Genomic DNA, 14,067 nt, shown 5'->3' on the forward strand with positions numbered 1-14,067 from the left:
CACCAGCCCCGCCCGCTCCCCCAGCCGCGAGGTCACCACGTCGAGGTGAGCGGTGGAGCGGGGCAGCGCCCGCTGGTACAGCAGCTCGCGCACTCCGGTGAGGAAGGGAGTTCCAGCCAGATCCCCGGCGATCATCAGGACGCCGGGATTCAGCAGCGTCACCACCGTCGCCAGCACGTTGCCGACATGCCGCCCGGCCTCCCGCGCGAGCGCCATCGCCTCGGGGTGCCCCGAGACCAGCAGATCGCGCACATCTGAGCCCGAGGCCGCCGGAACCCCCGTCTCGGCCAGCTTCCGGGCCACGGCGCCACCGCTCGCCACGGCGGCCAGACAGCCGTACGAGCCGCACTTGCACAGCGCGTCCGCGCCCTCGGGGACCCGGATGTGCCCGATGTCCCCGGCGCCGCCGTCGATCCCGCGGTAGATCGCGCCTCCGACGACCACTCCGGCGCCGATACCCGTGGACACCTTGACGAGGGCGAAGGCCGAGCAGTCCGGGTAGCCGGTGCGCTGTTCGCCGTACGCCATGAGGTTGGCGTCGTTGTCGACGAGGACCGGGGTGCCGGTGGGGCCGGTCGGGCCGCCCGCGTGCTCGGCGAAGGCGCGGGACAGGCGGCCTCTTATGTCGTGGCCGTCCCAGCCCGGCATGATCGGCGGCTGGACCACGCGGCCGGTGTCGCTGTCGACCGGGCCGGGAACCGCCAGGCCGATCCCGCACACCGCGTCCGCCGACTGCCCGGCCTTCTCCAGCAACGCGGCGAACCAGCGGCCGAGTTCGTCCAGTACGGCGTCCGGGCCGTCTTCGATGACCAGGGTGCCCGTGTGCTCGGCCTGAACCTCGCCCGTCAGGGAGAGCACTGCGGCGCGGGCGTGCCGGGTGTCGAGGTCGGCGGCGAGGACGACGGCGTGGGAGTCGTCGAACTCGAGGGTGATGGAGGGGCGTCCGCCGAGCGGGGAGTCCACCGGGCCGCCGGCGCCCTCGCGCAGCCAGCCCGCCCGGAACAGCCGGTCGAGGCGCTGGCCCACCGTGGCCCGGGACAGTCCCGTGGCCTGCTGGAGCGCGCCCCGTGTGGTGGCCCGGCCGCTCCGGACCAGTTCAAGCAGATCTCCGGCACCGGCGTGGCTGCCCGCCTTCACGGCTCTTCCCCTCATACGCACCCCTTGCCTTCCCCCTTGCGTTCACCAACTCTGCATTACATCCTGAGTTTTGCGTGTTAAATAGACGTAACTCAACGGTGCCTACTGCCGAACCTGCCGGCTCGACGTCCTCGGGAGCCCTGCGTGGACCGCTCACCACAGCTCACCGCCCGACACGGGATCGGGCCCTGCCCGGACGGGATCACGCACTTCGGAACCGGTGTATACAACCCAGCCGGCCAGGCCGTCATGGCCGACCCGGCCATCGTGGCGGCCCCGGCCATCGTGGCGGCCCCGGCCGACCCGGCCACGACGGCCGGTTCCCTGCACAGCCGGGCGGCCCGGGTCCTGGAGGGCAACTGGACGGGGACGTCGACCGTGCCGTCACGGGGCCTGTATCCGCACCAGTGGTCGTGGGACTCGGCATTCATCGCGATCGGCCTCAGGCACCTGTCGCCGTTGAGGGCACAGACGGAGCTGGAGACGCTGCTCGACGCCCAGTGGGGCGACGGCCGTGTCCCGCACATCGTCTTCAACCCCTCCGTGCCGCTCGACGCGTACTTCCCGAGCCCCGACTTCTGGCGCTCCTCGACCGCGGGGCGCGCTGCGGGCGCCCCGCGCACCGTACAGACCTCGGGCATCGTGCAGCCACCGGTGCACGCGCTGGCCGCGTGGCTGGTGCACCGGGCCGATCCCGGGCTGTCCCGGGCGCGCGGGTTCCTGCCCCGGGTGTACCCGCGCCTGGCCGCCTGGCACCGCTACCTGCTGCACCGGCGCGACCTCGGCGGAGGCGGTCTGGCCTCGGTGGTCCACCCCTGGGAGCAGGGCATGGACAACTCCCCCTGCTGGGACGCCCCGCTCGCCCGTGTCACCCCCGCCCCGGCCCGCTCCTTCCGCCGCGCCGACCTCGACCACGGCGCGCCCGAGGACCGGCCGACGGACCTGGACTACGGGCGGTACGTGCGGCTGGCGACGGACTACAGGGACGGCGGGTACGCGGACGGGACGGGTGACTTCGCGGTGGAGGACCCGGCGTTCAACGCGCTGCTGATCGCCTCCGAGCACGCGCTCGCCCGCATCGCCCACGAGCTCGGCGCCCCGGGCACGGCCCGGCACGCGCGCGCGGAGCGGCTGACGGCCGCCCTGGTGGAGCGGCTCTGGGACCCGGCGGAGGGCCTGTTCTTCTGCCGGGACGTGCGCGGCGGCGGGCTGATCCCCGAGCGCGGTGTGTCCGGGCTGATCCCACTGCTGCTGCCCGCCCTGCCACGGGACGTCACGGGCGCCCTGGTCGGTACGGCGAGCGGACCGCACTTCGGTCTCGGCGGGCCCGCCCGTCTGGTACCGAGCTACGACCTCACCGGTGAGTCCTTCGATCCGCACCGGTACTGGCGCGGGCCCGCCTGGTTCAACACGGCCTGGCTGGTGGAGCGCGGGCTGCGGCTGCACGGTGAGCGGGCGCGGGCCGACGCCCTGCGGGAGGACTTCCTGAGCACCGCCGACACGTCCGGGTTCGCGGAGTACGTCGACCCGTACACCGGCGATGCCTGCGGCGCGGGCGACTTCAGCTGGACCGCCGCGCTCACACTCGACCTGCTCCACGAGCCCGTGGGGCAGGCAGTGACCCCCGTGGGCATCGGCACGTTCGACATGGGAGACAAGGGCAACAAGGTCGACAAGGTCGACATGAGGGATCGGGGAGAGGACCGGGGATGACGGACCTGGGAGAGGACCGGGGATGACGGACCGGCAGCATCTGCTCGTACGCGGCGGGACGTTCGCGACCGTGGGCGACGGCGGCGACATCAGCGGGGTGCGCGGCGGCGGCTCCCCGGACGGGCTGTTCGTGCGGGACGCCCGCCACCTCAGCCGCTGGCAGCTCACCGTCGACGGCGCCGTGCCCGAGACGCTCACGCCGGTCGCCGACGGCGACACCGCGCGCTGCGTCCTCGTGCCGCGCGGCGGCCGCCAGGAGCCGCCCGCGTACACGCTCTTCCGGGAACAGGCCGTCGCCGACGGCGCGTTCGTGGAGTCGCTGCGCGTCACCAGCAACCGTCCGGTGCCGACGACGGTCCGTATCGCGGTCACCGCGGACGCCGACTTCACGGACCAGTTCGAACTGCGCTCCGACCACCGTACGTACACCAAGATCGGCGCCGTGCGCTCCCGTGAAGTCCTCGACGACGGCGTGGAGTTCGGCTACCGGCGCGGCGAGTGGCGCTCCCGTACGACCGTCACGTCCGAGCCCGCGCCCGACGGCGTGGAGGAGACGGGCACGGGCGCCCGCCGCCTCGTCTGGGCCCTCGACCTGGAGCCGCACGGCTCGGCGGAGCTGGCGCTGCGGGTGGCGGCCCGGCCGCACGGCGCGCCCCGTACGCGGGAGGTGCCGTCCTCCCCCGCCGCCGCGACCGAACAACTCCTCGCTCTGGAGGGTGAGTTCGCGGAGGGCGTGCCCTTCCCGACGGGCTGGCCGGAGCTGGCGGCGGCCTGCGCGCGCGGGATCGGCGACCTCGCCGTGCTCCAGGTGCCCGCGACGGGCCCGGACGGGGAGGAACTGCGTGTCCCGGCGGCCGGAGTCCCCTGGTTCCTCACGCTCCTGGGCCGCGACGCGCTCCTCACCTCGCTCTTCGCTCTGCCCTACCGCCCGGACCTGGCCGCCGCGACCCTCCCCGCGCTCGCCGCCACCCAGGCCACCGAGATCGGCCTCGACTCGGTGGCTCAGCCGGGCAAGATCGTGCACGAGGTGCGCCACGGCGAGCTGGCCCACTTCGGGCAGGTGCCGTACGGGCGGTACTACGGCTCGGTGGACGCGACCCCGCTCTTCCTCGTCCTCCTCGGCGCGTACGTGGAACAGACCGGCGACGTGAGCCTGGCCCGCCGTCTGGAGCCCCACGCCCGTGCGGCGATCGGCTGGATGCTCGACCACGGCGGCCTCACCTCGCGCGGCTATCTGGTGTACCGCGCCGACCAGGGCGGCCTCGCGAACCAGAACTGGAAGGACTCCCCCGGCGCGATCTGCTCGGCCGACGGCAGCCGTCCCACCGGGCCGGTGATGGCGGCGGGCGCGCAGGGGTACGCGTACGACGCGCTGCGCCGCACGGGTCATCTCGCCCGCACGGTGTGGGAGGACGAGGTCTACGCGGCGCTGCTGGAGCAGGCCGCGGCCGATCTGCGCGACCGCTTCCAGCGGGACTTCTGGATGGAGGAGCACGGGTTCGCCGCGCTGGCCCTGGACGGTGAGGGCAACCATGTGGATGCTCTGGCGTCGGACGCGGGGCATCTGTTGTGGTCGGGGTTGCTGGACAAGGAGTACGGGGAGTCGGTGGGGCGGCGGTTGCTGGAGCCGGACTTCTTCTCGGGGTGGGGAGTGCGGACGGTTGCCTCCGGGCAGGCGGCGTTCCATCCGCTGTCGTATCACCGGGGTTCTGTGTGGCCGCATGACAACGCGCTCGTCGCGCTCGGGCTTGCGCGGTACGGGTTGCATGACGAGGCGCGGACGGTTGCCCGTGGGCTGGTGGACGCGGCTACGGCAACCGGGCATCGGTTGCCGGAGGTTCTCGCCGGGTACGGGCGGGGCACGCACCCGGAGCCGGTTCCTTATCCGCATGCGTGTGTGCGGGAGGCCCGTGCTGCTGCGGCGCCGCTCGCGTTGCTGACGGCTGTTGGGGGCGCGTGAGCGCTCCGCTGCGTTGAGCGGTTTGAGAGCTCGGGACCGCCTGTTCGGTTCCTGACCGCGGGTTGTGTGTGGCTTGTCGCGCAGTTCCCCGCGCCCCTGAAGCGGGCCCGCCTCCTTCAGGGGCGCCCCCTCACCCCAAGCGCCGCGACGCCCTCTGCAGCAGCGTCCTCAGCAGGGCGACCTCTTCGGTGCCGAGGGCAGTCGTAAGGCTCTCCTGTTCGCGTTCGACCGCCGCCGTCCAGCGGGTCAGTGCCTCGCTGCCCCGCTCGGACGCGAACACCAGCACGCGCCGCCGGTCGGTGTCGTCCACCCGGCGCAGGACGAGGTTGAGCGAGACCATGCGGTCGACGACCTTCGTCAGGGTCGGCGCGGAGAGCAGCGCGAACTCGGCGATCTCCGTCATCGGGTGCCCGACGCCGTCGCCGAGGTACGAGAGCACGCGCCACTCCTCGAGCGTCGCGCCCTCCTCCTTCAGTGCCTCGACGAGCCTTCCGACGACGCTCCGTTCCACGAGGGTGAGCGCTCGCGCGAGGTCGAGATCTGTTACGGCCGCCGGAGTGGTCGTGGTCATCGCCCTGCCAAGAGTCGTCGTGGTGATCGAGGTAGTTCCACGATACAGTCATTTCCCTATCGCCGTGAAATATTCTCGTAGCAAGCAATGGCTAGAGTGAGCGCCTATGATCGAGAAGGCGTCTGCCCTGCTCGGCTCGCCGGCAGGCCCTCGGACCCGTGACGCTCTGGATGTCGCCCTGGTGATCCCACTCCAGGGTCCGGCCGGGATCTTCGGACCGTCCTGCGAGTGCTGCGCCCTGCTCGCGGCCGAGGAGGTCAACGCCGAGTCGGGCGTGCTGGGCAAGGAACTCCGGCTCGTCCTGGTCGACGGCGGGGCGCCGCCGCAGCAGGTGGCCACCGAGATCGACGCGCTGATCTCGGGCGGTGTCGTCGACGCGGTGGCCGGCTGGCACATCTCCGCCGTACGTGAGGTGGTCGCTCCGCGCATCGACGGCCGGGTGCCGTACGTGTACACCGCGCTCTACGAGGGCGGTGAACGCCCCCCGGGCGTCTTCCTCACCGGCGAGACCCCGAACCGCCAACTACGGCCCGCGCTCCAGTGGTTCGCATGCGAACTCGGCATCCGGCGCTGGACCATCGTCGGCGACGACTACGTGTGGCCGCGCTCCTCCGCCCGCGCCGCCCACCGCTATCTGCGCGAACTCGGCGGCGAGGTGTGCGACGAGATGTACGTGCCGCTCGGCACCACGGACTTCGGTCCGGTACTGCGGCGGGTGGTGGCCAGCGGCTGCGAGGCCGTGCTGATGCTGCTGATCGGCGACGACGCCGTGCTGTTCAACCGGGCCTTCACCGCCGCCGGACTCGACCGTGACCGCATCCGGTTCAGCTCGCTGATCGAGGAGAACGTGCTGCTGGCGACCGGGCCGGAGAACACCCGGGGCCTGATGACCTCGGCGGGCTACTTCGAGGACCTGCCGACCGCGTACGGCCTCGACTTCGCCGCCGCGTACGGACGCCGCTTCGGCCCCGGCGCACCGGTGCTCAACAGCCTCGGCGAGTCCTGCTACGAGGGCGTGCGGATGCTCACCGAACTGCTGCGCCGGGCGGGCGGCATGGACGTGGAACGGATCCAGGCCACCGCCGAGGGCCTGGAGTACGAGAGCCCGCGCGGCACGGTCCAGGTCCAGGACCGCCACCTGAAGCAGCGTGTGTTCCTCGCGGCGGCCGACGGACTCCAGTGGGACGTGCTCCAGCAGCTGCCGTAGCCCCGAGGCCCCCTCGCACGTACGCATGTTTACACGCACGTAACGCGCCACCCTCTTGCCCATTTACTTCGAGAGAAAATACTTTTTTCTCGAAGCTTTTGAAGGTTGGTCGTCCATGGCTATGTACGAGTACCGCTGTACGGGCTGCGGCCCCTTCGACGTGATCCGGCCGATCGGCCGGGCGCTGCCCGAAGAGCCGTGCGAACTCTGCGGAGTTCACGCCCGCCGCGTCTTCACCGCCCCGAACCTCACCCGCACTCCCTCCCCCCTGGCCCGTGCCCGGAACGCGTCCGAGGCCAGCGCCCATGAACCGCGCGTCGTCACCGAGGTGCCCCCGGCCCGGCGCCGTACGGCTCCGCCGGCCGATCCCCGGCACACCCTGCTGCCCAAGCCCTGACCCCACGTTCACCTGTCCCGGAGGCAGTTCATGCCCGAAGTCGTCTTCAGCGTCGACCAGGCCCTGTCCATGCGCGACCAGAAGGTGCCCGGCCACAACCGCTGGCACCCCGACATCCCGCCCGCCGTCACCGTCCGGCCCGGCTCGGAGTTCCGTATCGAGTGCCGGGACTGGACCGACAACCAGATCGGCAACAACGACTCCGCCAATGACGTCCGTGACGTCGACCTCACCCACGCCCACATGCTCAGCGGTCCGATCGCCGTGGAGGGCGCCGAGCCCGGTGACCTGCTCGTCGTGGACATCCTCGACCTGGGTCCCGTACCGCAGTCGGCCGGCGAGGGGTCCGGCCAGGGCTGGGGCTACACCGGGGTGTTCGCCAGGGACAACGGCGGCGGCTTCCTCACCAACCACTTCCCCGACTCGTACAAGGCCGTCTGGGACTTCCACGGCCAGCAGGCCACCTCCCGGCACATCCCCGGGGTCCGCTACACCGGCATCACGCATCCCGGCCTCTTCGGCACCGCGCCCTCCGCCGAGCTGCTGGCCCGCTGGAACGCCCGCGAACAGGCCCTCATCGACACCGACCCGAACCGCGTACCGGCGCTCGCGCTGCCCCCGCTCGCCGCGGGCGCCCTGGCCGGCACGGCGGACGGCGAGACGGCGTCCCGGATCGCCGCCGAGGGCGCCCGCACGGTCCCGGCCCGCGAGAACGGCGGCAACCACGACATCAAGAACTTCACCCGCGGCTCACGGGTCTTCTACCCCGTCCATGTCCCCGGCGGCCTGCTGTCCGGCGGCGACCTGCACTTCAGCCAGGGCGACGGCGAGATCACCTTCTGCGGCGCGATCGAGATGGGCGGCTTCATCGATCTGCACGTCGACCTGATCAAGGGCGGCATGGAGAAGTACGGCGTCACGACGAACCCGATCTTCATGCCCGGCAACGTCGCGCCGCAGTACAGCGAGTTCATCTCGTTCGTCGGCATCTCCGTCGACCACGAGACCGACACCAACCACTACCTCGACGCGACGATGGCGTACCGCAACGCCTGCCTCAACGCCGTCGAGTACCTGAAGTCCTTCGGCTACACCGGCGAACAGGCCTACCTGCTGCTCGGCTCGGCGCCGATCGAGGGCCGGATCAGCGGCGTGGTGGACATCCCCAACGCCTGCAGCACCCTCTACCTCCCCACCGCGATCTTCGACTTCGACATCCGGCCCACCGCCGAGGGCCCCAGGAAGGCCGACCGCGGCCAGTGCGCGGTCACCTCCTGACGAGAAGTGCTCCTGAGAGACCTGAGAGAAGTGCTCCTGAAAGGCAGACAGTCCCATGCGCGAACATCTCACTTTCCCTCTGGGTGACTTCACCACCCAGCACGGCGCCACCCTGCGCGGCGCCCACCTCGCCTACACGACGTACGGCGAACTCAACGCCGCCAAGTCCAACGTGATCGTCTACCCCACCTGGTACTCCGGCCGGCACTGGGACAACGAGTGGCTCATCGGCTCCGGCATGGCGCTCGACCCCGACGAGTACTTCATCATCGTTCCGAACATGCTCGGCAACGGCCTGTCCAGCTCACCGAGCAACACCCCGCCGCCGTACGACCGCGCCCGCTTCCCGCGCATCACGGTGTACGACCAGATCGAGGCCCAGCACAAGCTGGTGACCGAGGAGTTCGGCATCGAGCGGATCGCGCTCGTGACCGGCTGGTCGATGGGCGCGGGGCAGACCTTCCAATGGGCCGTCAGCTACCCGGAGATGGTCGAGCGGATCGCCCCCTTCTGCGGCTCCCCGCGCACCAGCCTCCACAACAAGGTCTTCCTGGAAGGCGTCAAGGCCGCGCTGACCGCCGACGCGGTCTTCAACGGCGGCTGGTACGACGAGGGCAAGTGGCCGACCACCGGACTGCGCGCGCTGGCCCGGGTGTACGCGGGATGGGGCTTCTCGCAGGCGTTCTACTGGGAGAAGGAGTACGAGAAGCTCGGCTACACCTCCCTGGAGGACTTCCTCGTCGGCTTCTGGGAGGGCTTCTTCCTCGACGGCCGCGACCCGAACAACCTGCTCAGCATGTTGTGGACGTGGCAGAACGGCGACATCGGGCTCACCCCCGGCTTCGACGGGAACACGGAGGCGGCGCTGGGCTCCATCAAGGCGACCACGCTCGACATGCCCGCCGAGAAGGACCTCTACTTCCCTCCGGAGGACGAGGCCTGGGCCGTCAGCCACATACCGGGCGCCGAACTCCGCGTGATCCCCGGCATCTGGGGCCACTTCGCCGGCGGCGGAAGCAGCCCCAAGGACACCGAGTTCATCGACACGGGAATCAAAGAACTGCTGGCCAAGCCGGGCGGGTTGGCGTAGCCATGAAGGGCAGACTGCCGCACGAGGTCAGCGCCTCGATCATCGCCTTCGCCACGGTCTTCCTGCTCCTGAGCCCGCTCCACATGCCGACCTGGGCGATCTTCATCACCTGGGCCGGAACATTCCTGCAGGGCGGTCCGAGCACCGCCAACGCCATCTCCATGATCACCGCCACCACCACGGGTGCGGGATTCGCGGTCGTGGCGGTCCTGCTCAACCGGGAGACGGGCACGATGTTCGGCACGGGGGAGTTCGCACAGACCCTGGCGCTCGGCGTGGTGATCTTCTTCGTCAACGGCACCCTGCTGGCCACCGGCCGGCTGAAGCCGTTCTCTCTCATCCCTGGGATGTTCTTCGGCTTCGCGTCGACCTTCGCCACGTACTTCGGCGGATTCGGGTATGACGCGGGGAATCTGGGCGCCGCCTTCGTCAGCGCCGCCGCGATGTGTGCCCTCGGCCCGCTGTGCGCCGTCCTGGGACTGCGCCTGATGTTCGCACCACCGGACGCGCCACCGGACGCGCCGGACGCGGCGCGGAAAGCGGAGTCGGCGCGGAAAGCAGAGCCGACGCGGGAAGCGGAGCCGATTCCGCGTGAGTCCGAGGAGGTGACCGCCCGTCCCGCGACTCCCTCACCCTCCTGACGTGTCCAGCTCCGCGTCCTCACTCACGCCCGCGCAGTCGTACGGGTCCTTGAGCCAGCCGTCCGGCAGCACCACGCGGTTGTTGCCGGACGTGCGGCCGCGCGGGCCGTCGGCGCCGGTCGGCCAGGGCTGGTCGAGGTCCAACTCGTCCAGCCCGGCCCGGAGTTCGTCCAGCGAGGACGTGATCGCCAGGCGCTTGCGCATCTCCGAGCCGACCGCGAAGCCCTTGAGGTACCAGGCGACGTGCTTGCGGAAGTCGATGACGCCGCGGGACTCGTCGCCGAGCCACTCGCCGAGGAGGGTGGCGTGGCGGACCATGACGTCGGCCACCTCGCGGAGGACCGGGCGGGCGTAGGCACCCGTACGACCCTCGAAGGCTGCCACGAGGTCCGCGAACAGCCACGGGCGGCCCAGGCAGCCGCGGCCCACGACCACCCCGTCGACACCCGTCTCCCGGACCATCCGCAGCGCGTCCTCGGCCGACCAGATGTCGCCGTTGCCGAGGACGGGGATCTCCGGTACGTGCTCCTTCAGGCGGGCGATGGCGTCCCAGTCGGCCGTGCCGCCGTAGTGCTGGGCGGCCGTGCGGCCGTGGAGGGCGATGGACGTGACGCCCTCCTCGACGGCGATGCGGCCGGCGTCGAGGTAGGTGATGTGCTCGTCGTCAATGCCCTTGCGCATCTTCATCGTGACGGGGAGGTCACCGGCGCCGGAGACGGCCTCGCGGAGGATCGCGCGGAGCAGGTTGCGCTTGTACGGGAGGGCCGAGCCGCCGCCCTTGCGGGTCACCTTGGGGACCGGGCAGCCGAAGTTGAGGTCGATGTGGTCGGCGAGGTCCTCCTCCGCGATCATGCGGACGGCCTTGCCGACGGTCACCGGGTCCACGCCGTACAGCTGGATCGAGCGCGGGGTCTCCGACGCGTCGAACCTGATCAGCTGCATGGTCTTCTCGTTGCGCTCGACCAGGGCCCGGGTCGTGATCATCTCGCTGACGTACAAGCCCTTGCCCGCGCTGAACTCCCTGCACAGCGTGCGGAAGGGCGCGTTCGTGATGCCGGCCATGGGGGCGAGCACGACGGGCGGCTGGACGGTGTGCGGGCCGATCCGGAGGGGACCCGTGGGGGCGACGGTGGGCGTGGACATTCCCCCATTGTCACGTACTCCGGCCACCGGTTCCAGTCATTAGTTAGGCGCACTATCGACTTTGCTACGATGGAACGCATGCCCGAGCTCAGCCACCGCCGACGCCTGCTCGTCCTCGCGATCTGCTGCATGAGCCTGCTGATCGTGAGCCTCGACAACACGGTTCTGAACGTCGCCCTCCCGTCGATGGAGAAGGATCTGGACGCGAGCGTGTCCGGGCTCCAGTGGACGATCGACGCGTACACCCTCGTCCTCGCCTCGCTGCTTATGCTCTCGGGGGCGACCGCGGACCGTATCGGCCGCAAGCGGGTCTTCATGGCCGGGCTGGTCGTCTTCACGATCGGCTCGGCGCTGTGCTCCCTCGCCCCGAACCTGGAGGCGCTGATCGCCTTCCGGATGGTGCAGGCGGTGGGCGGCTCGATGCTGAATCCCGTCGCGATGTCGATCATCACCAACACCTTCACCGCCCCGCGTGAGCGTGCCCGCGCGATCGGTGTGTGGGGCGCCGTCGTCGGCATATCGATGGCCGCCGGTCCGCTGGTCGGCGGGCTGCTCGTGGAGTCGGTCGGCTGGCGTGCGATCTTCTGGCTCAACATCCCGGTGGGCCTCGCCGCGCTCCTGCTCACCCTGCGCTTCGTCCCCGAGTCCCGTGCCCCGAAGGCCCGCCGCCCCGACCCGGTCGGGCAGGTCCTGGTGATGGCCCTGTTCGGCTCGCTCACGTACGCGATCATCGAGGCGCCGAACTCCGGGCTCGCCCACGTCGCCCCCTTCGCGGGTCTCGCGCTCGCCGCGCTGCTCGGCATCCTCTGGTACGAGCCGCGCCGTGCCGAACCCCTCATCGAGCTGCGGTTCTTCCGGTCGGCGCCGTTCAGCGGGGCGACCGTCATAGCGGTGGGCGCGTTCGCGGCGCTCGGCGGGTTCCTGTTCCTGTCGACGCTGTACCTGCAGAACGTGCGCGGTCTGGACGCCCTGCACGCGGGCCTGTGGATGCTGCCGATGGCGGTGCCGACCTTCCTCTGCGCGCCGCTGTCCGGCCGGCTGGTCGGCAGCCGGGGGCCGCGGCTGCCGCTGCTGCTGGCCGGGTGCGCGATGACGTCGAGCGGTGTGCTCTTCGCCGTTTTCGAGGCCGAGACGTCGAACGTCACGCTCTTCCTCGGGTTCCTGCTGTTCGGTGTGGGCTTCGGCTTCGTCAACTCCCCCATCACCAACACCGCCGTCTCCGGCATGCCCCGCACCCAGGCCGGGGTCGCCGCCGCCGTCGCCTCCACCAGCCGCCAGATCGGTCAGACCCTCGGGGTCGCGGTGATCGGCGCGGTCCTGGCGGCGGGCGTGAGCGCGTCGTCGTACCGGGACACCTTCGTGTCGGCCGCCCGGCCCGGCTGGTGGATCATCGCGGGCTGCGGCCTCGCGGTGCTGGTCCTGGGCGCGCTCACGACGGGCCCGTGGGCCCGCCGGACGGCCCAGCGCACGGCCGAACGGCTTGAGGCGACGGAGGTCCGGGACGCGGCGGGAGTGGTGTCCTGACCTCTCGTACCCGTCGCGCCCGTCGTACCCGGCCGCCCGCGCTCATGGTGCGAGGACCCTCAGTCCGGCCCTGTGGACGGGACGGCGACGGGACGAACAGCGACCGATCGTAGGTCGGGGGCGCTCATGGTCCCGCCCATCTGGGCCTCGCGGGCGCGGGCCGCTCCCTTGTGGGCCCGGATCCGCTGGTCGGTCTCGCCGGTGGCGGCCGCGACCGTGGCGGCGGTGGTGTGGTGGGTGAGGGCCTCGTCGTGGCAGCCGGCGGCGTGGAGTGCCTCGGCGAGGCCGTTGAGCGCCGATGCCTCGCCGTAGCGCTCGCCGTTCTCGCGGAACAGGTCGAGCGCGCGCCGCTGGTGGGCCGCGGCCTGCTCGTACTCGCCCAGCCGCAGCCGTACGTCGCCGAGCCCGGACAACGCGTACGCCTCGCCCCCGGCGTGTCCGAGCTGCCGGAACAGGGCGAGGGCCTGCCGCTGGTGGACGACCGCCTCCTCGTACTCGCCCAGCCGCAGGCAGGCGTTGCCGAGGTGGGTGAGGGTGCGGGCGCGGCCGATCCGGTCGCCGGTCAGGTCGTGCAGGGAGAGGGCCTGGCGCTGGTGGACGGCCGCCTCGTCATACTCGCCCAGGCGCAGGCAGACGTTGCCGAGGTTCGTCAGCGTGCGGGCCTGCCCCACCCGGTCGCCGGTCTCCCCGTACAGAGTGAGGGCCTGCTGGTGATCCCCGGCGGCCTCGCGCAGGTTGCCCAGCCTCCAGTGGACGTTGCCCAGGTTGGACAGGGTCCTGGCCTGCCCGGCGCGGTCCCCCGTCGTACGGTGCAGGGCCAGGGCGCGTACGAGGTGGTCGGCGGCCGACGCGGCGTCGGCGAGCCGCCAGTGCACGACACCGAGGTTGGTCAGGGCGTGGGCCTGTCCCCCGAGGTCACCGGACATCTCGGCCGCGCGCAGGGCGTTGCGGTGGATCTCCAACGCCTCCGTGTGGTGCCCGGCGTCCAGATACCGGAACAGCAGCGCGGCCAGCCGTACGGCATGCCCCGGGCTGCCCCGGTCCGCGGCGACCGCGCAGACGGCGGCCAGCGTCGGACGCTCCGCGTCCAGCCAGGCCCGCGCCGCCACGGGGTCACCGAGGTCCGGCAGGACACCTGCCGTGGGCGCGGCTTGGGGCCTGTGATGCCGCTCGGCGGGATAGAGCACGTCCATGGCGGCGGCCGCCGCACCCAGGTAGTGGTCGAAGAGCCGCACCAGCGCCGCCCGCCGCTCCTCCTCCGAGTCGTGCGCACGGGACAGCCGGTCCGCGTAGGCCCGCAGCAGATCATGCGTACCGAACCGCCCGGCCCGGTCGCGCTGGAGGAGATGCGCGCGGGCGAGGACGTCGAGGGAGTGGCGGGCTGTGCGGAGGGGGGTGTCGGGGGT

The 14,067-nt window shown here is 71.5% G+C and carries 12 protein-coding genes; 8 read left to right on the forward strand and 4 right to left on the reverse strand.

The window, feature by feature from the left end; all coding sequences use genetic code 11:
* Nucleotides 1-1,152, reverse strand: a 1,152-nt coding sequence (locus FNH08_RS27295) for an ROK family protein (protein WP_152774188.1), incomplete at its 3' end; no start/stop codon positions are given.
* Nucleotides 1,153-1,281: 129 nt separating this feature from the next.
* Between FNH08_RS27295 and FNH08_RS27300 the strand changes: the two genes are divergently transcribed.
* Complete coding sequence (locus FNH08_RS27300; RefSeq protein ID WP_407704462.1) at nucleotides 1,282-2,850, forward strand: MGH1-like glycoside hydrolase domain-containing protein; 1,569 nt, start codon at nucleotides 1,282-1,284, stop codon at nucleotides 2,848-2,850.
* A gap of 22 nt (nucleotides 2,851-2,872) precedes the next feature.
* Nucleotides 2,873-4,810 carry an amylo-alpha-1,6-glucosidase gene (locus tag FNH08_RS27305; RefSeq protein ID WP_152774189.1) on the forward strand — a complete coding sequence of 646 codons (1,938 nt, stop codon included), beginning with the start codon at nucleotides 2,873-2,875 and terminating at the stop codon, nucleotides 4,808-4,810.
* Nucleotides 4,811-4,940: 130 nt separating this feature from the next.
* Here FNH08_RS27305 and FNH08_RS27310 read toward each other — a convergent pair whose 3' ends face one another.
* Nucleotides 4,941-5,381 carry a MarR family winged helix-turn-helix transcriptional regulator gene (locus FNH08_RS27310; protein ID WP_152774190.1) on the reverse strand — a complete coding sequence of 147 codons (441 nt, stop codon included), beginning with the start codon at nucleotides 5,379-5,381 and terminating at the stop codon, nucleotides 4,941-4,943.
* 106 nt (nucleotides 5,382-5,487) lie between these two features.
* Between FNH08_RS27310 and FNH08_RS27315 the strand changes: the two genes are divergently transcribed.
* The 5 genes from FNH08_RS27315 to FNH08_RS27335 all read left to right on the forward strand — a co-directional run bounded on the left by FNH08_RS27315 (nucleotide 5,488) and on the right by FNH08_RS27335 (nucleotide 9,994).
* Nucleotides 5,488-6,588 (forward strand): substrate-binding domain-containing protein, encoded by a 1,101-nt coding sequence (locus tag FNH08_RS27315; protein ID WP_152774191.1) that lies wholly within the window; start codon nucleotides 5,488-5,490, stop codon nucleotides 6,586-6,588.
* Between the two features lie 115 nt (nucleotides 6,589-6,703).
* Nucleotides 6,704-6,985 (forward strand): FmdB family zinc ribbon protein, encoded by a 282-nt coding sequence (locus FNH08_RS27320; protein ID WP_152774192.1) that lies wholly within the window; start codon nucleotides 6,704-6,706, stop codon nucleotides 6,983-6,985.
* Nucleotides 6,986-7,015: 30 nt separating this feature from the next.
* Nucleotides 7,016-8,263, forward strand: a complete 1,248-nt coding sequence (fmdA, locus tag FNH08_RS27325) for a formamidase (protein WP_152774193.1) — start codon at nucleotides 7,016-7,018, stop codon at nucleotides 8,261-8,263.
* Between the two features lie 55 nt (nucleotides 8,264-8,318).
* Nucleotides 8,319-9,353, forward strand: a complete 1,035-nt coding sequence (locus FNH08_RS27330; protein ID WP_152774194.1) for an alpha/beta fold hydrolase — start codon at nucleotides 8,319-8,321, stop codon at nucleotides 9,351-9,353.
* 2 nt (nucleotides 9,354-9,355) lie between these two features.
* Nucleotides 9,356-9,994 carry a DUF1097 domain-containing protein gene (locus FNH08_RS27335; protein ID WP_152774195.1) on the forward strand — a complete coding sequence of 213 codons (639 nt, stop codon included), beginning with the start codon at nucleotides 9,356-9,358 and terminating at the stop codon, nucleotides 9,992-9,994.
* Here FNH08_RS27335 and dusB read toward each other — a convergent pair.
* Nucleotides 9,983-11,137 (reverse strand): tRNA dihydrouridine synthase DusB, encoded by a 1,155-nt coding sequence (dusB, locus tag FNH08_RS27340; protein ID WP_152774196.1) that lies wholly within the window; start codon nucleotides 11,135-11,137, stop codon nucleotides 9,983-9,985. The genes FNH08_RS27335 and dusB overlap by 12 nt on opposite strands.
* A 78-nt stretch (nucleotides 11,138-11,215) precedes the next feature.
* On the opposite strand from dusB, the gene FNH08_RS27345 reads away from it, so the two are divergent.
* A complete protein-coding gene (locus FNH08_RS27345) occupies nucleotides 11,216-12,661 on the forward strand; it encodes an MFS transporter (RefSeq protein ID WP_152774197.1) in 1,446 nt (481 codons plus the stop codon).
* A 59-nt stretch (nucleotides 12,662-12,720) separates the two neighbouring features.
* Here the strand turns inward: FNH08_RS27345 and FNH08_RS27350 are convergent.
* The coding region (locus FNH08_RS27350) for a tetratricopeptide repeat protein (RefSeq protein ID WP_152774198.1) at nucleotides 12,721-14,067 on the reverse strand (1,347 nt) is incomplete at its 5' end.

Source organism: Streptomyces spongiae (assembly GCF_009377185.1).
Lineage (GTDB): Bacteria > Actinomycetota > Actinomycetes > Streptomycetales > Streptomycetaceae > Streptomyces > Streptomyces spongiae.

Bases quoted from the DNA above. Each gene is read 5' to 3' on its own strand.
- FNH08_RS27305 (WP_152774189.1), top strand. From the start codon at position 2,873: ATGACGGACCGGCAGCATCTGCTCGTACGCGGCGGGACGTTCGCGACC.
- FNH08_RS27310 (WP_152774190.1), bottom strand. From the start codon at position 5,381: ATGACCACGACCACTCCGGCGGCCGTAACAGATCTCGACCTCGCGCGA.
- FNH08_RS27315 (WP_152774191.1), top strand. From the start codon at position 5,488: ATGATCGAGAAGGCGTCTGCCCTGCTCGGCTCGCCGGCAGGCCCTCGG.
- FNH08_RS27320 (WP_152774192.1), top strand. From the start codon at position 6,704: ATGGCTATGTACGAGTACCGCTGTACGGGCTGCGGCCCCTTCGACGTG.
- fmdA (WP_152774193.1), top strand. From the start codon at position 7,016: ATGCCCGAAGTCGTCTTCAGCGTCGACCAGGCCCTGTCCATGCGCGAC.
- FNH08_RS27330 (WP_152774194.1), top strand. From the start codon at position 8,319: ATGCGCGAACATCTCACTTTCCCTCTGGGTGACTTCACCACCCAGCAC.
- FNH08_RS27335 (WP_152774195.1), top strand. From the start codon at position 9,356: ATGAAGGGCAGACTGCCGCACGAGGTCAGCGCCTCGATCATCGCCTTC.
- dusB (WP_152774196.1), bottom strand. From the start codon at position 11,137: ATGTCCACGCCCACCGTCGCCCCCACGGGTCCCCTCCGGATCGGCCCG.
- FNH08_RS27345 (WP_152774197.1), top strand. From the start codon at position 11,216: ATGCCCGAGCTCAGCCACCGCCGACGCCTGCTCGTCCTCGCGATCTGC.